This is a genomic window from Bhargavaea cecembensis DSE10, assembly GCF_000348905.1.
GTDB lineage: Bacteria > Bacillota > Bacilli > Bacillales_A > Planococcaceae > Bhargavaea > Bhargavaea cecembensis.
On record NZ_AOFT01000001.1, the window covers coordinates 351,763 to 374,540 of the forward strand.

At 53.3% G+C, this 22,778-nt stretch carries 19 protein-coding genes and 1 other annotated feature; of the genes, 15 read left to right on the forward strand and 4 right to left on the reverse strand.

Translation table 11 applies throughout. The features are described from left to right. Nucleotides 1–7: 7 nt before the first annotated feature. Together C772_RS01585 and C772_RS01590 are read right to left on the reverse strand one after the other, a co-directional pair. Entirely contained in the window at nt 8–862 is an 855-nt protein-coding gene (locus C772_RS01585; RefSeq protein WP_008296813.1) for a DegV family protein, read from the reverse strand. Nucleotides 863–874: 12 nt separating this feature from the next. After that, the gene (locus tag C772_RS01590) at nt 875–1,699 is read right to left on the reverse strand and encodes a Cof-type HAD-IIB family hydrolase (protein ID WP_008296815.1); all 825 of its coding nucleotides are present in this window, start codon (nt 1,697–1,699) and stop codon (nt 875–877) included. 145 nt (nt 1,700–1,844) lie between these two features. Here C772_RS01590 and C772_RS01595 point away from each other — a divergent pair, with 145 nt between their 5' ends. From C772_RS01595 to C772_RS01605, 3 genes are all read left to right on the forward strand, one after another. After that, entirely contained in the window at nt 1,845–2,621 is a 777-nt protein-coding gene (locus C772_RS01595; RefSeq protein WP_008296817.1) for an alpha/beta hydrolase family protein, read from the forward strand. A gap of 37 nt (nt 2,622–2,658) precedes the next feature. Beyond that, nucleotides 2,659–2,967: a metal-sulfur cluster assembly factor gene (locus tag C772_RS01600; protein WP_035001153.1), complete on the forward strand. Its 309-nt coding sequence runs from the start codon at nt 2,659–2,661 to the stop codon at nt 2,965–2,967. 172 nt (nt 2,968–3,139) lie between these two features. Next, complete coding sequence (locus C772_RS01605) at nt 3,140–5,269, forward strand: ATP-dependent Clp protease ATP-binding subunit (protein ID WP_081607093.1); 2,130 nt, start codon at nt 3,140–3,142, stop codon at nt 5,267–5,269. A 52-nt stretch (nt 5,270–5,321) separates the two neighbouring features. On the opposite strand, the gene C772_RS01610 is transcribed toward C772_RS01605, so the two are convergent. Further along, nucleotides 5,322–5,507, reverse strand: coding sequence for a YjzD family protein (locus tag C772_RS01610; protein ID WP_008296820.1), 186 nt, complete (start codon nt 5,505–5,507; stop codon nt 5,322–5,324). Between the two features lie 183 nt (nt 5,508–5,690). Here C772_RS01610 and C772_RS01615 point away from each other — a divergent pair, with 183 nt between their 5' ends. The 7 genes from C772_RS01615 to opp4C all read left to right on the forward strand — a co-directional run bounded on the left by C772_RS01615 (nt 5,691) and on the right by opp4C (nt 14,099). Beyond that, nucleotides 5,691–6,623: a beta-ketoacyl-ACP synthase III gene (locus tag C772_RS01615; RefSeq protein ID WP_008296821.1), complete on the forward strand. Its 933-nt coding sequence runs from the start codon at nt 5,691–5,693 to the stop codon at nt 6,621–6,623. A gap of 74 nt (nt 6,624–6,697) precedes the next feature. Continuing rightward, nucleotides 6,698–7,942: a beta-ketoacyl-ACP synthase II gene (gene fabF / locus C772_RS01620; RefSeq protein ID WP_008296822.1), complete on the forward strand. Its 1,245-nt coding sequence runs from the start codon at nt 6,698–6,700 to the stop codon at nt 7,940–7,942. A 292-nt stretch (nt 7,943–8,234) separates the two neighbouring features. Further along, nucleotides 8,235–9,266: an ABC transporter ATP-binding protein gene (locus C772_RS01625; protein ID WP_008296823.1), complete on the forward strand. Its 1,032-nt coding sequence runs from the start codon at nt 8,235–8,237 to the stop codon at nt 9,264–9,266. Then, complete coding sequence (locus C772_RS01630; protein ID WP_008296824.1) at nt 9,263–10,270, forward strand: ABC transporter ATP-binding protein; 1,008 nt, start codon at nt 9,263–9,265, stop codon at nt 10,268–10,270. The genes C772_RS01625 and C772_RS01630 overlap by 4 nt, the downstream gene beginning before the upstream one ends. Before the next feature lie 36 nt (nt 10,271–10,306). Continuing rightward, on the forward strand, nt 10,307–12,046 hold the full coding sequence (gene opp4A / locus C772_RS01635; protein ID WP_008296825.1) for an oligopeptide ABC transporter substrate-binding protein: 1,740 nt from the start codon (nt 10,307–10,309) through the stop codon (nt 12,044–12,046). Nucleotides 12,047–12,200: 154 nt separating this feature from the next. Continuing rightward, nucleotides 12,201–13,166: an oligopeptide ABC transporter permease gene (gene opp4B, locus C772_RS01640; protein ID WP_008296826.1), complete on the forward strand. Its 966-nt coding sequence runs from the start codon at nt 12,201–12,203 to the stop codon at nt 13,164–13,166. Nucleotides 13,167–13,181: 15 nt separating this feature from the next. Further along, nucleotides 13,182–14,099, forward strand: coding sequence for an oligopeptide ABC transporter permease (gene opp4C / locus C772_RS01645; protein ID WP_008296828.1), 918 nt, complete (start codon nt 13,182–13,184; stop codon nt 14,097–14,099). Between the two features lie 265 nt (nt 14,100–14,364). Here opp4C and trpS read toward each other — a convergent pair whose 3' ends face one another. Next, nucleotides 14,365–15,357, reverse strand: coding sequence for a tryptophan--tRNA ligase (gene trpS / locus C772_RS01655; RefSeq protein WP_008296832.1), 993 nt, complete (start codon nt 15,355–15,357; stop codon nt 14,365–14,367). A gap of 46 nt (nt 15,358–15,403) precedes the next feature. Continuing rightward, nucleotides 15,404–15,613 (reverse strand) — a binding site (T-box leader). A gap of 132 nt (nt 15,614–15,745) precedes the next feature. Here trpS and C772_RS01660 point away from each other — a divergent pair. The 5 genes from C772_RS01660 (at nt 15,746) to pepF (ending at nt 21,936) form a co-directional block, all read left to right on the forward strand. Beyond that, the gene (locus tag C772_RS01660; protein ID WP_008296834.1) at nt 15,746–16,942 is read left to right on the forward strand and encodes a putative glycoside hydrolase; all 1,197 of its coding nucleotides are present in this window, start codon (nt 15,746–15,748) and stop codon (nt 16,940–16,942) included. A gap of 435 nt (nt 16,943–17,377) precedes the next feature. Beyond that, entirely contained in the window at nt 17,378–17,776 is a 399-nt protein-coding gene (spxA, locus tag C772_RS01665) for a transcriptional regulator SpxA (protein ID WP_008296836.1), read from the forward strand. A gap of 238 nt (nt 17,777–18,014) precedes the next feature. Beyond that, complete coding sequence (gene mecA / locus C772_RS01670) at nt 18,015–18,674, forward strand: adaptor protein MecA (RefSeq protein ID WP_008296838.1); 660 nt, start codon at nt 18,015–18,017, stop codon at nt 18,672–18,674. 250 nt (nt 18,675–18,924) lie between these two features. After that, on the forward strand, nt 18,925–20,073 hold the full coding sequence (locus tag C772_RS01675; protein WP_008296840.1) for a competence protein CoiA: 1,149 nt from the start codon (nt 18,925–18,927) through the stop codon (nt 20,071–20,073). 48 nt (nt 20,074–20,121) lie between these two features. Further along, nucleotides 20,122–21,936: an oligoendopeptidase F gene (gene pepF, locus C772_RS01680; RefSeq protein WP_008296841.1), complete on the forward strand. Its 1,815-nt coding sequence runs from the start codon at nt 20,122–20,124 to the stop codon at nt 21,934–21,936. Nucleotides 21,937–22,778 lie beyond the last annotated feature (842 nt).

Here is a 22,778-nt window from a genome sequence, read left to right on the forward strand (position 1 = left end):
CTGGCTTTTATTCGGTATCGGGACCGAGGAAGAAAAGGGCGATGGTACCCGGCCCGGCGTGGGCACCGATCGCGGAGCCGATCTGATAGATGCCGACTGACTCCGGACGGTGGGTCTCCTCGATCATCCCTTTCAGGGTGAGCGCCGCTTCCTCGTCATCCCCGTGGCTGATGGCCACATGCTGGCCGGAAAAACTGCCGCCCCGTTCTTCCATAAGGCCGATCATCCGCTGGAACACTTTTTTGCGTCCCCGGTATTTCTCGATCGGCACAAGCTTTCCGTCCTCGACATGGAGAAGCGGCTTGATGTTCAGCAATCCGCCGATAAAAGCACTTGCCTTGGACAGCCTGCCTCCCTTTGCGAGATAGTCAAGGTCTTCCACGGTGAACAGGTGGACGACGCGGTCCGCCAGGGTGCGGATGGCGGCCGCAATTTCATCACGGCTTTTGCCGGCATCCCGCATCCTCACGGCTTCCCGGACAAGCAGGCCCTGGCCGAGCGAGGCACCTTTCGTGTCAATGATCACGAGATCCAGTCCGGGGTGTTCATCCATTACCTGGTCACGGATGACGACAGCTGTACTGTATGTACCGGAAAGTTCGGAGGAGAAGGCGATATACAGGCCTTCTTCACCGGACTCCGCCAGTTCGTTCCACATTCTTGTAAACAGCTCCGGCGACACCTGGGAAGTTTTTGGGCGTTCCCCGTTCCGGATCCTTCTGAATATCGTGGAGGAATTGATTTCCGATATATCATCATATGTGTCTCCCCCGATCTCCACACGGAGGGGGAGGAGAGTCACATCTTGTTCCTCAAAGAATGAAAGCGGGAGGTCTGACCCGCTGTCCGTGAACAGTTTCATCATTCTTCCTCCTTAGATCTTGCTTTCCAGTTTAAGATTCAGCCGCTCCTCGAGCACAGCGGCGATGCCGTCCTCGTTGTTCGTGCCCGTCACTTCATCCGCGATGGACTTCAGTCCGTCGATGGCATTGCCCATCGCGACACCCGTCCCGGCGTATTCGATCATTTCATAGTCATTGTCCTCATCTCCGAAAGCGATGATCCGTTCCTGCGGGATATTCAGCCACTCGGATACTTTCGAGATGCCGACCGCTTTGTTCAGGCCGTGCCGGATCACTTCGATGACATGCCAAGGCGCTCCCCAACGGCGGTGGTCGATGACTTCCGCATGGACGTCCGCGAGGTGCTTGCGGATCTTTTCCTGGTCCTCCAGTTCCGGGTGGATCAGGAGGCTGGTCGGGTTGTCAGTCAGATAGGAGCGGAGGTCACCGACTGTCACCAACGGCTCGCCCATCGTGAAGATGTTCAGGAGTTTTTCGTCATGCCGGTGGATGTATACATCATCCATCACCTCCGCCACGACATTATGGACATTGAAATCCTGCAGCGCTTCGACTACCTCACTGACGACCGGCAGGCTGATCGGCTCATGGAACGTTTTCCAGCTCCGGTCCGTCGGGTGATGGACAAATGCCCCGTTAAAGTTGATGATGGGAACATCCAGGTTCAGCTGCCGGTAATAAGGCTCGCTGGCGCGGTACGGCCGGCCTGTTGCAATCATGATCTGGTGGCCGGCTTCTCTGGCGGCCTTCAGTGTCTGCTCCGTCTTTGCGGAAATCACTTTTTCGTCGGTCAGCAGTGTGCCGTCCAGGTCAAGTACGATCAGGTGCTGTTTCATATTCGATCTCCCCCTTAATACCGAGTTTAGACCTCACAGGGAGGCCAAGTCAAAAATAGCCCATAAAACAGGGCCTGTTGCCGTTCAGGTTTTGTTTTCCCGCTCTCTCTGATACGATGAAAAGAAAAAATAGGAAGTGCTGCACATGGAGATCAGAGAAGAACAATGGGCGGGCATCCCGCTCCTGCATATATACCCCGAAACGGGCGGGGAATCCTCCCCGGTCGTCATATTCCTCCACGGTTTCACAAGTGCCAAGGAACACAATCTGCATTATGCATACAATATGGCCAAGCGCGGTCTCCGTGTCATTCTTCCTGAGGCCCACCTCCACGGTGAAAGGGAAGAAGGGCTTGATGAGGTCCAGCTGAGCCTCCGGTTCTGGGAAATCGTCCTGACAAGCATCGAAGAAGTCGGCACTCTTAAGGAAGAGATCGGCCGCCGATTCCCGGGGGCCGGGAAATTCGGACTTGCAGGGACGTCGATGGGCGGCATCGAGACGCTCGGCTGCCTGAAGGCCTACAGCTGGATCGACTGTGCGGCGGTCATGATGGGAACACCGGGTTACGTCAATCTTGCCAAGGCCCAGATGGCCCAATACGAGTCAAAAGGATTCGACATCCCGCTGACGGCAGAAGAACGGCGCAAACTTCTCGACACGCTTTCAAGATTCGATCTGACAAAGGACCGGAAAGCGCTAGGCGGCAGGCCGGTCTACTTCTGGCATGGCGAGCAGGATGAAACCGTTCCGTTCAAGCCGACAAGGAATTTTGTCGAGGCGGTCCGGGAAGACTACAAGGAAGCGCCTGAGAAACTGAAGTACCGCTTTGAACGCCAGGCCGGACATGCTGTATCCCGAACGGGCATGCTGGAATGCGCGGACTGGCTTGCAACCTATTTGAATGATGACGCAGCGGTCTGATATGATGGAGACAGCAAAGAACGGAAGGGGAATCATGATGGATCAGGAGATGAAAGACAGCATTATGGGCGCGCTCGAGAACGTCATCGACCCCGAGCTCGGCATTGATATTGTGAACCTGGGCCTCGTCTACGACGTGGACATGGATGATGCCGGCAAGGTGGATGTGACCATGACGCTGACGTCACTGGGCTGCCCGATGGGCCCGATGATCGTGGATAACGTCAAGCGTGAATTGGCCGAACTGCCCGAAGTCAAGGAAACGGAAGTCAATATCATCTGGAGCCCGCCATGGTCGAAGGATATGATGTCACGCTACGCGAAAATCGCGCTTGGCGTCCGTTAATGAATAGCTGCACCCCTGCCGCATGAGCCTTTATAGGCCGTGCGGCTTTTTTCCGTTCCCGCGCGGCCGTTTCACTTTACCGCCGGAAGGGAATACTTTATAATGAATATAGTCAAAAAAGGTCAAAGTCAAATAAGGTCAATAAGTGACGTGGGGTGAAACAACAATGCAAATGAACATGCAGGAGGAAGATCAGCGCAGCCCTCTTGAAAAGTATGGACGGAATCTGATCGATGATGTAAAAGCGGGGAAAATGGATCCCATTATCGGACGGGACCAGGAAATCCGGGACGTTGTCAGGATCCTGTCCAGGAAGACAAAAAATAATCCGGTCCTCATCGGGGAGCCGGGTGTCGGGAAGACGGCGATCGTCGAGGGACTTGCCCAGCGCATCGTGAAAAAAGATGTGCCGGAAGGGCTCAAGGGCCGCCAGCTTTATGAGCTGGATATGAGTTCACTCATTGCAGGTGCCAAGTACCGCGGTGAATTTGAGGAGCGGATGAAAGCGGTCCTGAAGCAGGTCAAGGACAGCGATGGGGAGATCATTCTCTTTATCGACGAGCTCCATACGATTGTCGGCGCCGGACGGACAGAAGGCTCGATGGATGCCGGCAACATGCTGAAGCCGATGCTGGCACGTGGTGAACTTCATCTGATCGGTGCAACGACGCTGGATGAGTACCGCCTCTACATCGAGAAGGATGCAGCGCTTGAACGCCGGTTCCAGCAGGTGCTTGTCCAGGAGCCGGATGTGGAAGATACGATTTCAATCCTTCGCGGCCTGAAGGAGCGCTTTGAGCTTCATCATGGTGTGCGGATCCATGACCGGGCACTGGTCGCTGCCGCTTCACTGTCCGACCGTTATATCACGGAGCGGTTCCTTCCGGATAAGGCAATTGATCTCGTCGATGAGGCAAGTGCGCTGATCCGGACGGAAATTGATTCCATGCCGGGGGAACTGGACGAAGTGACCCGGCGGATCATGCAGCTGGAGATCGAAGAACAGGCGCTGATGATGGAGAAAGATGACCGGAGCAAAGCACGTCTGGAAGATATCCGCAAAGAGCTTCACGAGCTCAGGACATCGACGGAAGACATGCGGGAGCAGTGGGAAAAAGAAAAAGAAGCCATCCGGACTGTCCAGGCAAAGCGGGAAGAACTTGATCGCTACCGGCGCGAGCTGGAAGACGCGGAAAACCGCTATGACCTGAACCGTGCGGCAGAACTGCGGCACGGCCGCATTCCGCAGGCAGAGAAGGAACTGCACGGGCTGGAGGCTCCCCTGACCACTTCCGAAAACCGCCTTCTCCGAGAGGAAGTGACAGAGGAAGAGATCGCCGACATCGTGGCACGCTGGACGGGAATCCCTGTCTCAAAGCTTGTGGAAGGGGAGCGGGAAAAGCTGCTCAGGCTGCATGAAACGCTTGAGAAGCGGGTCATCGGGCAGGATGATGCGGTCCGCCTTGTCACAGAGGCCATCTGGCGGGCAAGGGCCGGCATCAAGGATCCGCACCGTCCGATCGGCTCATTCCTTTTCCTGGGACCGACCGGTGTCGGGAAAACAGAGCTTGCCAAGACGATTGCTGCGACGCTGTTTGATTCGGAGGACCACTTTATCCGAATCGACATGTCGGAATATATGGAGAAGCACTCCGTTTCCAGGCTGGTCGGTGCCCCTCCCGGATATATCGGTTTTGAGGAAGGCGGGCAGCTGACGGAAGCTGTGAGGCGCAATCCATATTCTGTCGTGCTGCTCGACGAAATCGAGAAGGCCCATCCGGATGTTTCGAACATCCTGCTCCAGGCGCTTGATGACGGGCGCATTACGGACAGCCAGGGAAGGAATGTCGACTTCACGAATACGATCATCATCATGACATCGAATATCGGCTCTTCATTGCTTCTTCAGATGGAGGGGATTGAAGACCATGCGATTGAAGACGTCATCATGGCTGAGCTAAAAAAACACTTTAAACCCGAACTGATCAACCGGATGGACGATATCGTCATCTTCAACTCCCTGAAAAGTGACGATTTCCTGAAAATCGCCGGGAAGATGATGAACGACCTGGCCGGGCGTGTTGCCACACAGGGAATCCGTCTTGAGTTCGGGGAAGAGATCGCCGATTGGATCGTGGAAGAAGGAACAGACGCAGAGTTCGGCGCGCGTCCGCTCAAGCGTTTTATCCAGCGCCACGTCGAGACGGCAGTCGCCCACGGGCTCATACAGGGCGGTTTCAGGGAAGGCGACACCATCCGCGCAGTTCTTGAAAACGATAAGATCCGTATTGAAAAAGTGTGAAGACCCGGCCGACAAAAAAACCGTTCCCCATAACAGGGAACGGTTTTTTGATTCACTCGTAGTCCGGCAGCTGCTCTTCCGGCAGAATCGCCGACATGATGAAGAGCATGACCGCAACAATGACAGAAACAATGGCTCCAAGTCCAAAATCGAATGGAACCGCATTGACGGAACTGACCACATAGTTCAGGAGTGAAATAAGCAGGAACGACCAGAAAAATGTCACAATAAATTGCATTCTGTTCACCTCTGAGCGGAAATATCCGAATCCATCATACCATAGCGGACCAACATTGCAAAAGCGGCCGTTGCCACATTTTTCGCCAAAAGCAGACGCAACAGGCAAGTTGTCAAAGAACGTTCATGTATGTTAAATTGATACCAGGTACTAATAGATGATGATAAGAAAAGGGGTTTCAATATGGGCGTTGGGATGATCGGAATCGGGAAGTACGTCCCGGAACAGGTGGTCACAAATGGAGATCTGGAGAAGCGCCTGGATACATCCGATGAATGGATCCGCACAAGGACAGGCATCGAGGAAAGAAGGATTGCTCCTGCAGAGGAGGATACTTCTGAGCTTGCCTACCGCGCGGCTGAAGCGGCACTAAAGAACGCCGGAATTACGGCGGAGCAGCTGGGGCTCATCATCGTGGCGACTGTCACGCCGGACCGTCCGTTCCCGAGTGTGGCTACACAGATCCAGGAGCGTCTCGGGGCAAAAAATGCGGGTGCGATGGACCAGTCTGCCGCATGTGCCGGCTTTATGTACAGTGTCGTGACCGCACAGCAGTTCGTCCAAAACGGCTGCTATGATTATATTCTGGTTGTCGGTGTGGAGAAACTTTCGAAAATCACTGATTGGGAAGACCGCAATACAGCCGTCCTGTTCGGCGACGGCGCAGGTGCTGCCGTCATCGGGAAGGTCGGGGAAGGCCGGGGGATCCTGTCATTTGAACTGGGCGCCGACGGCTCAGGCGGCAAGCACCTCTATCAGGATGAATATATCAAGATGAATGGCAGGGAAGTCTTTAAGTTTGCCGTCCGGCAGATGGGCGACTCCGCAGTTTCTGTTTTGGAGAAGGCGGGTTTGTCAAAGGAAGATGCCGACTACCTGATTCCTCACCAGGCCAATATCCGGATCATGGAAGCGGCACGCGAGCGCCTCGGCCTCCCGCCGGAGAAGATGTCGAAACGGATCCACAATTACGGCAACACTTCCTCTGCATCCATTCCGATCGCCCTTTGCGACGAAGTCGATGCGGGAAATGTCAAAGACGACGATGTCATCGTTCTTGTCGGTTTCGGAGGGGGCCTCACATGGGGCGCGCTCGCCATCCGCTGGGGACGCTAAGTTAAAACCATCCGGTCCTGACAACAGGACATTACTTATACCAAACCATTCATACAGAAGGAAGGGAAAATAAGATGAACAAGCGACGAGTCGTAGTCACAGGGGTTGGAGCGGTCAGCCCGCTCGGAAATGATGCCAAGACGACCTGGCAGGGGATCAAGGAAGGGAAATCGGGGATCGGTCCGATGACCCGCCTGGACAGGGAACAGTTTCCGGCCAAGGTAGCAGCGGAAGTGAAGGATTTTGACATCGAGCAGTATGTCCCGAAAAAAGAAGCACGGAAGATGGACCGCTTCACCCATTATGCGCTTGCAGCGGCATTTGAGGCACTGGAGGATGCGGGACTGCCCCGCCGGCTTGAAGATGAAGACGCGCTCCGGACCGGTGTCTGGATCGGTTCGGGAATCGGCGGCATGGAGACGCATGAGCAGCAGTTCAAAACGTTCCAGGAGCGTGGGTACCGCCGGGTTAGCCCATTCTTCGTCCCTATGATGATTCCTGACATGGCGGCCGGTCAGGTCTCGATCTATACAAACGCGAAGGGAATCAACTCTTGCACGGTGACAGCCTGCGCATCGGGCGCCAACTCGATCGGCGACGCATTTGAGGCAATTCTCCGAGGCGACGCGGACATGATGATCACCGGCGGGGCCGAGGCACCGATCACGACGATGGCAGTGGCGGGCTTCTGTGCCAACACCGCACTCTCGACCAATCCGGATCCGGAGACGGCTTCCCGTCCGTTTGACGCGGACCGTGACGGGTTTGTCATCGGGGAGGGAGCCGGAATCCTCATTCTTGAGGAATACGACCGTGCCAAAGCGCGCGGAGCGAAAATCTATGCAGAGATTGTGGGATATGGCTCTACGGGAGACGCCCACCATATCACGGCCCCGGCTCCGGAAGGCGAAGGCGCTGCACGGGCGATGGGCCAGGCCATCTCAAAAGCGGGCGTCAGCCCGGAAGAAGTCGGCTATATCAACGCCCACGGGACAAGCACGCCTTACAATGACCAGTTTGAAACGCAGGCCGTCAAGGCAGTTTTCGGAGAACATGCCTACAACCTGGCGATGAGCTCCACGAAATCCATGACGGGCCACCTCCTCGGCGCAGCCGGAGGGGTGGAAGCCGTGTTCACCGCGCTTGCACTTCACGAAGGCATCCTCCCGCCAACGACGAACTACAAAACGGCGGATCCGGAATGTGACCTGGATTATGTCACGGACGGAGCAAGAAAGCAGGACATCCGATATGCCATGAGCAACTCGCTCGGCTTCGGAGGTCACAACGTCTCGCTTCTTTTCAAAAAAGCGGAATGACCAAATAGATGAAAAGCCCTGATCTCTTTGTAAAGAGATTGGGGCTTTTTGGTTAGAAATAGAATGCGAATATAGTAGTCAATTAGTATTGAATCGATATATTATTTAAATATAATTATTCTGAAAAATCACCGGAAACCCTTGATGTGATTGAGTTCTTTGACAAAAGACGTTGTATGAATTGTATAAAGGTTACAGGAAATTCAAAAAACATCTTGCGGATGTAATCTATTTGTAATAAAATTTAGCAAGAGCAGAAATAACAGAAAAATAGAAAACTTGGGGTGTATCCATGACTTCCAAATCAGCCACATCTTTGCAGACACCTCTCTTAGAGGTACGCAACCTCCAAACTGGCTTCAAGATTGATAAACAATACTACAACGCTGTTGAAGGCGTCTCCTTCACTGTTGACCGCAAACAGATTGTCGGCATCGTCGGCGAATCGGGATGCGGCAAGAGCGTCATGTCCCTTTCCATCATGCATCTGCTTCCAAAAGGGATCGGCAAGGTCCGCGGAGGCGAGATCCTTTTCGAAGGCACCGACATCGTCGGATACAACGAAAAGAAGATGAACAACATCCGCGGCAAGGATATCTCGATGATCTTCCAGGAGCCGATGACATCCCTGAACCCGGTGTTCACAATCGGCTACCAGATCTCCGAGGTGCTGCTGAATCACCAGGATATCACTAAAAACGAAGCGCGTGCGAAAGCGGTTACATTACTGAAAAATGTGGGAATCCCGCGCGCAGATCAGATTGTCGATGAATACCCTCACCAGCTTTCCGGCGGAATGCGGCAGCGTGTCATGATCGCCATGGCGATTGCCTGCCAGCCAAAGCTGCTGATCGCAGATGAACCGACAACGGCACTGGATGTGACTGTCCAGGCACAGATCCTGGATCTGCTGAAAAATATCCAGGAAGTAAACGACATGTCCATCATGCTCATCACCCATGACCTCGGTGTCGTAGCAGAAATCTGTGATGTCGTACTGGTCATGTACGCGGGCAAAATCGTGGAACGGGCAACTGTCGAGGATCTGTTTGAAAACCCTCAGCATCCTTATACACAGCTCCTCATGCAAGCCATTCCGAAAATGGAGGAAGAAAAGGAGCGCCTGGCAACGATCGAAGGCCTTGTCCCGTCCGTCAAGGACATGCCCGAAGTGGGCTGCAGGTTTGCAAACCGATGCCCGAAAGCGATGCCGGAGTGCATGCAGATCACCCCTCGCCTGGAAGATACAAAAGGCGGACATGAAGTGGCCTGCCTGCTGTATGAGGAAAGCTGGCCGAGAGAAGAAAGAGTAGGTGCACGATGACAACAAAAGAACTGACAGATAGGAAGAACACGAAGAAAGAACGTGAAAATCTCCTGGAAGTTAAAAACCTGAAGACGTACTATCCGATCCACGGCGGCTTTTTCAAGCGCGTGGTCGGAAACGTAAAAGCCGTTGATGACATCTCTTTCACCATTAAAAAAGGGGAGACGATGGGCCTCGTCGGAGAATCCGGATGCGGAAAATCCACGACGGGGAGGACAATCCTCCGCCTGATCAAGCCGACCGGAGGACAGATCATCTTCGACGGCGAGGACATCACAAAGATCAGCGGGTCCAGGCTCCGGAAGGCCCGCCAGGATTTCCAGATGGTGTTCCAGGACCCTTACGCATCGCTCAATCCGATGCAGATGGTCGGGGACATCATTTCGGAACCGATCAAAAACTTCGAGCGCCGCGACAAAAAGGAACTTGAAGAATTCGTCAAGTCCCTTCTGGTCCGGGTCGGCCTTCCGGAGGCCGCCTACTACAAATATGCGCACGAATTCTCCGGCGGCCAGCGGCAGAGGATCGGCATCGCCCGGGCACTGGCCCTCAATCCGAAGCTCATCATTGCCGATGAGCCGGTTTCCGCACTGGATGTTTCCGTCCAGTCCCAAGTCCTGAACCTCCTGAAAGATCTTCAGGAAGAGTTCGATCTCACGTATCTGTTCATTGCCCACGACCTTAGTGTCGTCAAGCATATGAGCGATACGATCGGTGTCATGTATTTGGGCAATCTCGTCGAGGTTGCTTCAAATAAAGATCTTTACAGTGAGCCGCTGCACCCTTACACACAGGCGCTCATCTCCGCAATTCCGGAACCTGATCCGAAGCTGCGGAAAGAGCGGATTGTGCTGCAGGGGGATGTGCCGAGTCCCGCGAACCCGCCTACAGGCTGCCCGTTCCATACGCGCTGCCCGATGGCACAGGAAATCTGTTCGCAGGAAAAGCCGCCTTTGAAGGAGGTGAGACCGGGGCATCACGTTGCGTGCGTACTGTACTGATCAAAAAATATCCATGAAAATGGGGGGGAATGAAGCATGAAACGCAAATCCATGCTCTGGCTGTTCGCCATGATCCTCGTCCTTTCCGCATTCCTTGCGGCTTGTGGCGGCGGCGGCAGCGACGATGCGTCCGAATCTGACTCGGGCGAAAGCAAAGACGGAGAAAAAGCGACCGAAGAACAATCCGGCGAGCCCCAACAGGGCGGAACGCTCACATACGGTCTCGATGCTACACCGGAAGGCCTCTACAACTGGGCATTCTACGGCATTGCTACTGACGCCGAAATCATCGAGTTCTTCGATGAAGGCCTCATCGAATACGATGAGAACCTACAGCCGATCCCGAACCTTGCTGAATGGGAAACTGAAGACAACCAGCACTTCACATTCAAGTTCAAGGAAGGCGTCAAGTGGCACAACGGTGAAGAACTCACTGTCAATGACTGGGTATTTGCGCTTGAAACCATCGCGCACCCTGACTATGACGGCCCCCGTTATGCGAACGTTGAAACAATCGAAGGGGCTCCTGCATTCCGCGCAGGCGAAGCTGACAGCATCTCCGGCCTGAAGGTCGTCGATGACTACACAATCGAAGTCACTTTCGATGAGCCGCGCCTGAACAACCTGACGAACATCTGGTCTTACCCGATGTCCCAGAAAGAATTTGAAGGCATCGAAGTTGCTGACATGTCCGGTTCTGAACAGGTCCGTACCAAGCCGGTCGGCCTCGGTCCGTTCAAAGTTGAAAACATCGTTCCTGGCGAGTCGATCGAACTCGTGAAGAACGAAGATTACTGGAATGGCGAAGTAAACCTCGACAAGATCATCATCCGCGTCATTGACAACACGGCGACTGTCGGCGCGCTTCAAAACGGCGACATCGACATGATCTCGCTTCAGCCGGTATCCGCACCTGACGTTGAAAAGCTTGACAACGTTGAAGTCGTAACGGCTCCTGGCCTGTCGTACTACTATGTCGGCTTCAAGCTCGGCAAGTTCGACAATGCCTCCAAGACAATCACTGAAGAACTTCCGAAATATCAGGACGTTAACCTCCGTAAGGCTATGGCCCATGCCATCAACCGCGAAGAGTGGATCGACGCATTCTTCTTCGGCTACGGCAAGCCGGTCAACAAGCCGGTTCCGACTGCTCACTGGATTGCTGCCGATGACAGCGAAGTCAATGTCTATGAATACGACCCTGAAAAAGCAAAGCAGCTTCTTGACGAAGCAGGCTTCGTTGATACAAACGATGACGGCTTCCGTGAGGATCCGAACGGCGAAGAATTCGTCGTGAAGTTCTCGCACTATGCAACAGGCAACCCTACTTTCGAATCCCGCTCCCAGGCAATTGCCCAGTACTGGGAAGAAGTCGGCCTGAAATCGGAAGTCGAAATGGTTGAAGTCAACCTCTACTACGACATGGTTGAAAAAGACGATCCGTCGATCGAAACATTCTTCGGCGGCTGGGGAACAGGCACTGACCCTGACCCGTCCGCACTTTGGAAAGCCGATCAGCTTTGGAACTACCCGCGCTACGACAATCCTGAAGCAGATGCCCTCCTCGAGCAGGCTCTGAGCGTCGAAGAAGTCGGCGACGATCAGGAGAAGCGTGCGCAAGTTTATGCTGAATGGCAGAAGAAAGTAACAGAAGACGTTCCGATGATCTTCATCGCTGAACTTGATGAAATCATGGGAGTCGGCGAAAAAGTCGGCGGCTTCTCGATGGACGTTTCGGGTTACAACAACCCTGCTGAATGGTATCTGAAACAATAATGACACTGATTTGACCTGTCAGTGGCGGGCGGCGGGCCCGTCCGCCACTGTTCTTTTTTTGCTCTTAAACACGGTAAGGCATATTTACAAGAAATATCTCTTACCGTGTTTGAGAGTCACAACGAAGAGAGACAGACAAGAAGGAGAGTACCGTATGCTTAAATACACGCTGCGCCGCGTTCTCGGCATGATTCCGATGCTATTTCTCGTATCCGTCGTGGTGTTCTTCCTTGCGAAGGCCATGCCCGGGGATTCACTGAGCGGCGAAATCGACCCGACCAACACCAACCCGGAGTACATAGCGGAGATGCGTGAAAAACTGGGCTATAATGACCCGGTGTATGTCCAGTACTACCGCTGGGTGACGGATTTCATGTCAGGAGATTTCGGCAAATCGACCCGATATAAAATGCCGGTTGCCGACCTGATCGGAGAAAAGTTGCCGAACACCATTTTCCTGGCCCTGACATCGCTGCTGATCACCTATGTGTTGGCATTTGCAATGGGGATGTATTCAGGAAGGAAACCGTATACGCTCGGAGATAACCTCATTGCCGGGTTTAACTATGCGGGCATCGCGATCCCTTCGTTTGTCGCCGGTGTATTCGCTGTCTATTTCTTCGCGTTCAAGCTGAACTGGTTCCCGTTTGCGGGATCGGTCGACATCGAAATTGATAAGGGCACGATCGAATATTGGATGAGCCGGATCCATCACGTCATGCTTCCCGCATTTGTTCTCGGGATGTTCAGTACGGCATCCTATACCCAGTTTCTCCGGAATGACCTGATCGAGAACTCAAGAAAGGATTTTGTCCGGACGGCACTTGCGAAAGGAACGCCTATGGGCAAAATCTATAATGTCCACATCCTGCGGAACTCGATCATCCCGCTCGTCACGTTCCTGGGCTTTGATATCGCTGCACTTGTCGGCGGTGCAATCATCACGGAAAAGATCTTCACTTATCCGGGAATCGGACTCCTGTTCCTGGATTCCGTCAACAACCGTGACTATCCGACAGTGATGGCCATCACGATGATGCTGTCCGCGATGGTCCTGATCGGCAACCTGATCGCCGATATCCTCTACGGAATCGTCGATCCGCGGATTCGCTTAGGTTAAGGAGGAAGCAACATCATGACAACCAATGCAGCAACGGGTGCAGTCAAGCGCACCGAAAAGAGCTCATCTCCATGGGCGATTGCCAGGAGGAAATTCCTTAGAAACAAACTGGCGATGGCCAGCACCGTGTTCCTGATCCTCGTGATCATCCTCACTTTGCTGGCTCCGTTCCTGGCTCCACACCTGTCGCCGATTCCCGATATTACCAAAGTCAACATCAGCAAGATGAGCATTCCGCCAAACGGCGACCACTTGCTCGGCACCGACAAGAGCGGGCGTGATGTGATGACGCGGCTGCTGTACGGCGGCCGGATCTCGCTTCTTGTCGGCGCGAGCGCAACATTGATCGTCGTCGTTCTCGGGACAATCGTCGGTTCCGTCGCCGGATTCTTTGGCGGTGCAGTGGACAGCCTCCTCATGCGATTCACCGATTTCGTCCTGAACTTCCCGTTCCTCGTGTTCGTCATCGTCCTGAACACCATCCTTTTCGGCATCGTGGACGGCCTCTGGGTCCTGATTCTCGTCATCGGGCTGCTCAGCTGGGGCGGGGTCGCGCGGATTGTCCGTTCGAAAGTACTTGCGGAAAAAGAGAACGAATACGTCCTCGCCGCCATCTCGATCGGCACACCGCCGGCGAAGGTCATCATCAAGCACCTGCTTCCGAACGTGCTTTCCACAATCATCGTACAGGCGACGCTCCTGTTCGCGAGCCTGATCGTGGCGGAAACCGGCCTGAGCTACCTCGGCTTCGGAGTTCCTCAGGAAACGCCAAGCTGGGGCAACATGCTCGCCTTTGCAAACGAACCGGACGTCCTTCAGGGCAAACCGTGGATCTGGATGCCGCCGGCATTGATCATCACGGCAACCATCCTGTCCATCAACTTTATCGGGGAAGGCCTGAAAGACGCCCTCAACCCGAAATCGCAGCGCTGATTAGATCAGGTTGCATACAAAAAAGCGGATCCCTCCGAAAGAAGGGATCCGCTTTTTCATATGGTGTACAAACCCTACACGGAAAGGACGCATCCGATGAACCGTATCTTCCTGTTTCTCGTATCGTACGGACTCTGCGTCATCACGATGTCGCATCTTGTGCTGTTCCTGAATTACCGGGCTTTGGGGCATTCATGGGAGACCGTGTTCCGCTATATACTGTCCACGCCGGATTTCAAGCTGATGGTGTTGTCGCTGGCCGTCCTTATTTTCTGCGTTTCCGGCCGAGGCCCATCGCGGCTTCCATCCGGGAAAGAGTAGCCGAGGCGATTGTGTTCGCTTTCTCGGCGCCCTCGTCGAGGATCCGGTCAAGTTCCTGCGAACCGATCAGCTCGTTATAGCGCTCCTGGATTGGCGTGAGGTGGCTGATGACAGCCTCTGCAACGCCTGCCTTGAATGCGCCGTAGCCGCTGCCCTCATATTTCCGGACAAGCTCCTCCACGGAATAGCCGGTCAATGATGCTTCGATATTCAGCAGATTGCTTACGCCAGGCTTGTTCTCGACATCATAGGTGACACGGCCGTCCGAATCGGTGACGGCACTCTTGATCTTTTTCTCGATTTGCTTGGGCTCGTCGAGAAGGGAGATGACCGCTTTTTTGTTAGTATCGGATTTGCTCATTTTCTTGAGCGGATCCTGCAGCGACTTGATGCGTGCCCCGTGCTGAGGCAGGCGGATATCCGGCACGGTGAGCGTCTCGCCGAAACGTTTATTGAAGCGCTCCGCCAGGTCGCGGGTCAGTTCCACGTGCTGCTTCTGGTCATCGCCGACCGGGACGATGTCCGAGTCATAAAGCAGGATGTCAGCCGCCATGAGCGGTGGATAGGTGAGAAGACCGGAGGAGACCGCTTCACGGCCTTCGGATTTGTCTTTATATTGGGTCATGCGCTCCAGTTCACCGATATAGGAAATGCACTGCATGATCCAGCCCGCCTGCGCGTGTGCCGGCACTTCCGACTGGATGAACAGCGTCGCCTTTTCCGGATCGATGCCGGCAGCGATATAAGTGGCCGCCAGCCGGCGGATCGCCTCGCTGAGTTCGTCCGGTTCCTGGGGCATCGTGATCGCATGCTGGTCAACGATGCTGAAGATGCAGTCATATTCATGCTGAAGTTCCGTGAACTGGCGGAATGCGCCGATGTAATTGCCGAGCGTGACAGTGCCGGTCGGCTGCACCCCTGAAAAAATCCGTTTCATCCTAAAAAACCTCCCAAAAATAAAAAAATCACCATGCCATCCCGTAAAAAGGGACGGATGATGTTCAATCAGCCGCGGTACCACCCGCATTGCCCGAAGGCCGCTCTAGCCCTTAACGCGGGCACACGGGACCGGCTACAACCATTCGCCGGACCGGCTCAGGAGTCCATTCGGCGGGGCGGCCGTCCTGTTCTCACCATCCACAGGCTCTCTGTGCGGCGGGGCCCCGCTTACTCTTCTCCATCAAAGCTGATCATCGATTTTCCACTATTATATAGCCGGTCCGGAGAAGATGCAACTGCCTGTCGTGAATGTTCTTGAAATTCCTTCCTTCAGGATTACAGAGCTGATAGAATAAGAGACACATAAAGAAAAGGGAGTTTTTTGCATGAAGCTAAAATGGATGGGTGCGCTGGCTCTTGCCGTCTCGCTGGGAGCCGCTCCGGCAGCGGCAGCGGAGGAGCCTGCCGACGATTTCCAGGGTCTCTCCTATGAATACGGTCAGATCAATACCGATATGGTGGCATCTTCCAAGCTGTTCAGGTTTGATTCGGGTCTGGATTTTGAATATCCGGATGCGGTTAGAGGGCTTTATGTAACCGGCCACTCAGCCGGTGGAGAAAAGTTCGGCCGGCTCGTAAATCTGATCGAAAACTCCGACCTGAACGCCATGGTCATCGATATCAAAGAGGACTTCGGGTACCTGACCTATGAGCCGGCAGAAGACTCGCCGCTGAGTGAATTGGGCATCGGGAAGCCGTACATAAAAGATCCGAGGGCGATGCTGGAGCAGCTTGAGGAAAAACAGATCTATCCGATTGCCAGGGTAGTTGTTTTCAAGGACACCGTACTCGCCGAAAAAAGGCCGGACCTCTCTTATACAAGTGGAGGGCAAGTATGGAAAAATGGCCGTAAAGAAGCCTTTGTGAGTCCGTTCATGAAAGAAGTCTGGGACTACAATGTCGAAATTGCTATTGAAGCGGCAAAGCTTGGGTTCAAGGAGATCCAGTTTGACTATGTCCGCTTCCCGGAAGGGTTTGAGACCAGGGCGGATAGCCTGCAATACAGTTTCGGAGAGTACGAGAATTCGGAGCTTGACCCGATCCAGCGGCGGGTCCAGGCGGTCACGGACTTTGTTGCCTACGCAAGAGAGCAGCTTAAGCCGTACGATGTGGAAGTCTCCGTCGATATCTTCGGTTACTCGGCCACCTTGCCCGAAGCCCCGGGAATCGGGCAGAACTTCTCGAAAATCTCGGAGAACGTTGATGTCATCTCCTCGATGATCTATCCGAGCCACTGGACCTCTTATTTCGGAATTTCCAAGCCTGATCTTGAGCCGTACCGGCTGGTTGCAGAATATGCCAAGGTGGAAAACGAAAAGCTGGCCGCACTCGAAAATCCGCCGGTGTCCCGCCCCTGGCTCCAGGACTTCACGGCGACCTGGCTGGGCAGCGGCAACTATAAGCGCTACGGCAAAGCGGAAGTGGAGGCGCAGATCAAGGCGCTCAATGACGCGGGCATTGATGAGTTCCTCCTGTGGAACGCAACTAACAGGTATACGGAAGGCGTGGACTACACGCCATGACACCCAAGGCACACACCAATTTATTTTACGGTGTGCGCCTTTTTTCGTTTATCCTCAATTAAAATGGGAAATAGTACAAATAAAGCGGAACTTATTCCCGCCTGGGACGTACTAATAGGTGGGAAGAGCGGGCAGGTCCCGCTTAGAAGCTTATTTTCAATCAATCAGGAATAAATGAGAATGGACTGTTCAACTGTGTTTGTGCCTATTCCGGAATGGGTATAACAGCTCTGACGCAAACGTCTGCTCGATTTAACCGGTAAATGTAGCGAAGGTGTGAAGGTTAGCGTCTAATTGAAAACTTTTTTCAAAACGGTGTATCGCTAAGATCAAAAATGTTGTATAATAAAGCTATCGAATTCAAAATTAGAATGATTTTAATCAGATAAATTCAAACAGATTCCAACTTCCTACCATTGAAAGGACGTGTTGTGGATGAGCGTGACCCTCTTTACATCACCTAGCTGTACTTCCTGCCGGAAAGCGAAAGCCTGGCTTGAAGAACATGAGATTCCATATACGGAACGGAATATTTTTTCCGAATCCCTGACAATCGATGAAATCAAACAGATCCTCCGCATGACGGAGGACGGGACGGATGAAATCATCTCGACCCGTTCGAAAATCTTTCAGAAGCTTGATGTCGATCTGGAGAGCCTTCCTCTCCATGAGCTCTACGAACTGATCCAGGAACACCCGGGCCTTCTCAGAAGGCCGATCATCCTGGACGACAAACGACTTCAGGTCGGTTATAACGAGGATGAAATCAGGCGGTTCCTTCCGCGTAAGGTGAGGGCGTATCAGCTCCTAGAAGCGCAGCGGATGGTCAACTGAGAAAAAATTGACTGACGGGGATGTTCCGAATGACCTGTCAGTCTTTTTCGTTTTTTTCTCTTGCTTTCCTGCATCCTGTCCCATACAATGCTAATACTACAAGCAGCCGCTCCGTCTGGACACGCCTTTCCAGATTTGAAGGTGACGGCATATACTGACATCAGGACACTTGCTATCGGCGGATTGCATTGTCACACCCTGTTTACGGAGGATACCGTCGGAAGGGAGAGGTGTAAACATGGAAATCGAACGCATCAATGAAAATACTGTAAAGTTTTTCATTTCGTATATTGATATCGAAGAGCGCGGGTTCACCCGCGACGAAATCTGGTACAATCGCGACCGCAGCGAAGAGCTGTTCTGGGAGATGATGGAGGAAGTCGACGAAGAAGCGGATTTCACCATCGAAGGTCCGCTGTGGATCCAGGTCCATGCAATGGATAAGGGGCTCGAAGTGACCGTGACCCGTGCCCAGGTGACCCGTGACGGGAAACAGCTGGAGCCGCCATTTGGCCAGGAGGGAAGACGGATGTTCCAGGAGGATGAATCCTCTTACGCCGACCTCCAGAACCTCGACCAGTACGTTCCAGGTTTCCGTCAGGAAGAGGACGACTGGGAGGACGCAACTTTCCTTGTCGGAGAATTTGATGACCTGATCCCGCTGTCGCAGATCCTGAAGGAAGAAGCACTGCGGACTTCGCTGCACCTGTTTGAGGACAGCTACTATCTCCATGTGGGCTTTGACGGCCTGGCTGGCGATGAAGAGGACCTCGACGACGTGGTCAGCGTGCTGACAGAGTATCTGCAGCGGACAAATGTCACGATTCACCGGATTGAGGAGTATGGAAAGACGATCATTGCCGAAGATGTATTTGGCACAATTGCCGAACACTTCTGATTCCCTGGCTGTACGGAACTACCGTGCAGCTTTTTCTTTTGGCCAAAATCGGCAACCCATGATGAAAAGATGCGGATTGATCAAATTCGCATCTTTTTATTTTGTGGCCATAATTGGCGGCAAAATTTGATTTTGAGAACATAACCGATGACAAATTTTAAAAATGACATTCTGTGCGGATAAAGGGCGAGTTGCCCAACGATGTGAAGGCGCTTACAATTGACGGAAAGAAAGGGGGAACGGTCAGAATATGTTGGCGGCCATCTTGGAAAACGAGGTTCAGATCATCATCACCCAGAATATGACGAGGGAAACGCTCCACCAGCTGAAAAACAAGCACCTTTTCCGATGTCCGCAGTGCCGCGGCAAGATGTGGCTGAAAATCGGGGATGTCCGGATTCCGCATTTTGCCCATGCGGCGAGAAGTGATTGCAGGCGGATGTTTTCGGAAGGGGAGACGCCTGCCCATCTGGCGGGCAAACAGCAGCTTTACGAGATGTTCACCGGACTTGGGCTCAGGACCGGCATGGAGACGGCTCTGACACCCATCGGCCAGCGTCCCGACCTGCTCGTCGAATTTGACGGCAGGGCGCATGCCATCGAGTTTCAGTGCAGCCGGATCCCGCCGGCGATTGTCCGCAATCGTACAAGGGGGTATGAAGGGGCAGGGATCATTCCTCACTGGATTCCGTCAGCGCCTGAAAGCTGGAGCTCGACGGGCCAGCCGGTCAGGACACTGTCAATACCCGAGTTTCTGCAGCTGTTCATCCGCCGGGATGCGAAAAACGGACACTTCCTGATGACTTACGACCCGGTGACAAGGCATTTCTATTATTTTGTCCATCCGATGCACATCAGCGGCAACACATTCCTTGGCAAGATGGTCGCCATTCCCTATACATTGCAGGGCTTTCCGTTTGCCGTCCCATCCCCCATTGATGAAGAAACCTTCGCAGCATACATGAGGATCTACTCATCAAGGCGCAAGTCCTATCTGAAGCGGCGGGTCCTGAGCAATCGTAAAGGGATCCGTGACCCATTGCTGAGAGCCTGCTATGAGAACCGGATCCACCCCGACCAGCTGCCTCCCCTGATCGGTGTCCCGACTTACGGAGCGTCCGCCTTCAAGGAACATGACGCAGAATGGCAGGCACAGTTCGTCTTTTTTGCCTTTGGCGCAGGGATAGGCGACACGGAAAGTTCTGACGTGGTCGGTGAGTTTCTGAGGCGCGTTCCGGCTGAAAGAGGAGACGGATTTGCTGCTGTTTCCGCCTATCTTCAATTCCTTGAGGCATCCGGCATCACAGGACTTCAGGACATCCTCGACTGCCTTGAACTGCCCGAGCGCGCCATCAGATATCTCTGGAAAGAATTCCTTGCAAGCGATAGTGAATATTGAGAAAATGTTCTTGAGTTTATTTTGGCTATCGAAGGAAGGAGCAATCCAATGACGACCGACCCGAAAAACGATGTGCTGACAAGAGACCAGGTCACAGTTGAAGAAACATGGCGGCTTGAAGATATTTTTGCATCCGATGAGCTGTGGGATGAAGAATATAAAGCGATTGTAGTCCTTGCGGAGAAAGCGGATTCATTCCGCGGAACACTCGGAAATGGTCCAAAAGAGCTGCTTGCCGCACTGCAATATCGCGACGAGATTTCCGAGCGGCTTCAGCGGCTGTATACCTATTCACACATGCGTTACGACCAGGACACCGCAAACAGCACTTACCAGGCGATGGACAGCCGCGCAAAGTCGCTGTACGTCAAAGTCTCGACGAGCCTTTCCTATCTCGTTCCTGAACTGCTATCGATTGAAGAAGGGGAGCTGAACCGCTTCATCGAAGAAGAGGACGGGCTGAAGATCTACCGGCATGCCCTTGAGGAAGTGAACCGCCAGCGCCCTCACGTCCTTCCGGCAGAGCAGGAAGCGCTTCTCGCCCAATTTTCCGAAGTGGCGAACGCATCCTCGGAGACGTTCGGAATGCTCAACAATGCCGACCTTGAGTTTCCGACGATCGAAGATGAGAAGGGGAACGAGGTCAAGCTCACCCATGGCCGCTACACGACATTCCTGGAAAGCAGCAGCCCTTCAGTCAGGGAAGCCGCATTCCGCGCCATGTACGGCACGTATGGGCAGTTCCGCAACACGTTTGCCTCCACATTGTCCGGCGAGATCAAGTCCAACAACGTCAATGCGCGGATCCGGAACTATACTTCCGCCCGGGAAGCTGCGCTTTCGAACAATCATATCCCTGAAGCCGTCTACGACAATCTTGTCTCGACCATCAATGACAATCTTCATCTGCTGCACAAATATGTCGCACTGAGAAAAAAGGTCCTCGGCCTCGATGAGCTGCATATGTGGGACCTCTACACGCCGCTGGTCAAGGATGTCGACATGAAAGTGCCGTATGAGGATGCCAAAACGATGATGCTCGAAGGCCTGGCTCCGCTTGGGGACGAGTATGCCGAGATCCTGAAGGAAGGACTCGACAACCGATGGGTGGACGTCCGAGAAAACAAGGGCAAGCGCTCGGGGGCTTATTCGTCCGGATCCTACGGAACCAATCCGTACATCCTGATGAACTGGCAGGACAATGTGAACAACCTGTTTACCCTGGCACATGAGTTCGGCCATAGTGTCCACAGCTACTACACGCGAAAGTATCAGCCGTTTGTGTATGGCGACTATACCATCTTTGTGGCGGAGGTCGCCTCGACCTGCAATGAAGCTCTTCTGAACGACCATCTTCTGAAAACGCTGGATGATGAGCAGAAGAAAATCTATCTCCTGAACCACTGGCTGGAAGGCTTCCGCGGCACGGTGTTCCGCCAGACGATGTTTGCGGAATTTGAACATGCCCTCCATCAGCTGGACCAGCAGGGAGTCGCACTCACTGCCGATAAACTGACGGAAGTGTATTACGGGCTCAACAAGAAGTACTTCGGCGATGACATCATCGTCGATGAGGAAATCGGCCTCGAGTGGGCACGAATTCCGCACTTCTACTATAACTACTACGTTTACCAGTATGCGACAGGCTACAGCGCTGCTGTCGCCCTCAGCAACAAGATCCTGGAGGAAGGCGAGCCGGCGGTCGAGCGCTACATCAACCGCTTCCTGAAGGCAGGCTCCTCGGATTACCCGATTGACGTTCTGAAACAGGCAGGCGTTGACATGACCTCCAGCCAGCCGATCGAAGAAGCCTGCAGGGCATTCGGCGAAAAACTCGATGAACTGGAAAAGCTGCTCGGCTGATCATGCCTTCAGAGTGTAGACAAAATGGGGCTGTCCCAAAGCTAGTCTAAAGAAAACAGCAAACGGCACGGACTCTGCTGACCAACGCTTTCGCTTTTGGTCGCAAAAGTGGTCGCTTACCGCAGGCCGGGGCCGAGCCCCGCGTGAAGCGGGTCTCGACTGCCCGGCTCTTCCTGCAGGTGTCTCCCGGCGTCCGTGCCGTTTGTCATACAATGTCCAGAGGTTGTGTTCTCAGACAGCACCGTTATGTCTGTTTGCGGATATTGCGCGTGTGTGTCCTTTCTTTGGATGATGGGGCGCCGGGTAGGACTGGTGACTCTCAAAAAGCGGTCCAAAGCAAAAAGTATACAGCGCTTCGTAACGGGAGGCCACAGACTGAAATGGATTCTCGACAAGAACTAAAAGCCGGAGGATTTTCAGGAATAGAAAAAACTGCAGACAAAGGGTTCTTACACTCACTGATTTTACAGTCTGGACACCGGAAGAATTTCCGGTGTTTTTTTGTGCCAAGTATTATAGGTTGCAGACAGTTCCATTTCTCATCTTTCAGAACCTTTTGCCGTAATAGCAATAAATAAAGTGAAAACGTTCACAATATGACAACCCTGTGAATTCTCTTGTGAAATCTTGCGCAAACAATTATTTCGTGATAAATTAAGAGCGTGAAATATTTCACGAAAACAAACACCCCTTTTGTTTGAACGTGAACATTTCCCCCATCCCCTTCGTGTAATACGAAAAAGCACCCGCTCCTCCCCCGGAGCGGGTGTCTTTTGTCTATAAATCTTTTCTAATCTGTTTAAGCAGTTTGGGCGGCACAGTGCAGCCAAACAAAATTAAAA

Bases quoted from the DNA above. Each gene is read 5' to 3' on its own strand.
- C772_RS01585 (WP_008296813.1), bottom strand. From the start codon at position 862: ATGAAACTGTTCACGGACAGCGGGTCAGACCTCCCGCTTTCATTCTTT.
- C772_RS01590 (WP_008296815.1), bottom strand. From the start codon at position 1,699: ATGAAACAGCACCTGATCGTACTTGACCTGGACGGCACACTGCTGACC.
- C772_RS01595 (WP_008296817.1), top strand. From the start codon at position 1,845: ATGGAGATCAGAGAAGAACAATGGGCGGGCATCCCGCTCCTGCATATA.
- C772_RS01600 (WP_035001153.1), top strand. From the start codon at position 2,659: ATGGATCAGGAGATGAAAGACAGCATTATGGGCGCGCTCGAGAACGTC.
- C772_RS01605 (WP_081607093.1), top strand. From the start codon at position 3,140: ATGAACATGCAGGAGGAAGATCAGCGCAGCCCTCTTGAAAAGTATGGA.
- C772_RS01610 (WP_008296820.1), bottom strand. From the start codon at position 5,507: ATGCAATTTATTGTGACATTTTTCTGGTCGTTCCTGCTTATTTCACTC.
- C772_RS01615 (WP_008296821.1), top strand. From the start codon at position 5,691: ATGGGCGTTGGGATGATCGGAATCGGGAAGTACGTCCCGGAACAGGTG.
- fabF (WP_008296822.1), top strand. From the start codon at position 6,698: ATGAACAAGCGACGAGTCGTAGTCACAGGGGTTGGAGCGGTCAGCCCG.
- C772_RS01625 (WP_008296823.1), top strand. From the start codon at position 8,235: ATGACTTCCAAATCAGCCACATCTTTGCAGACACCTCTCTTAGAGGTA.
- C772_RS01630 (WP_008296824.1), top strand. From the start codon at position 9,263: ATGACAACAAAAGAACTGACAGATAGGAAGAACACGAAGAAAGAACGT.
- opp4A (WP_008296825.1), top strand. From the start codon at position 10,307: ATGAAACGCAAATCCATGCTCTGGCTGTTCGCCATGATCCTCGTCCTT.
- opp4B (WP_008296826.1), top strand. From the start codon at position 12,201: ATGCTTAAATACACGCTGCGCCGCGTTCTCGGCATGATTCCGATGCTA.
- opp4C (WP_008296828.1), top strand. From the start codon at position 13,182: ATGACAACCAATGCAGCAACGGGTGCAGTCAAGCGCACCGAAAAGAGC.
- trpS (WP_008296832.1), bottom strand. From the start codon at position 15,357: ATGAAACGGATTTTTTCAGGGGTGCAGCCGACCGGCACTGTCACGCTC.
- C772_RS01660 (WP_008296834.1), top strand. From the start codon at position 15,746: ATGAAGCTAAAATGGATGGGTGCGCTGGCTCTTGCCGTCTCGCTGGGA.
- spxA (WP_008296836.1), top strand. From the start codon at position 17,378: ATGAGCGTGACCCTCTTTACATCACCTAGCTGTACTTCCTGCCGGAAA.
- mecA (WP_008296838.1), top strand. From the start codon at position 18,015: ATGGAAATCGAACGCATCAATGAAAATACTGTAAAGTTTTTCATTTCG.
- C772_RS01675 (WP_008296840.1), top strand. From the start codon at position 18,925: ATGTTGGCGGCCATCTTGGAAAACGAGGTTCAGATCATCATCACCCAG.
- pepF (WP_008296841.1), top strand. From the start codon at position 20,122: ATGACGACCGACCCGAAAAACGATGTGCTGACAAGAGACCAGGTCACA.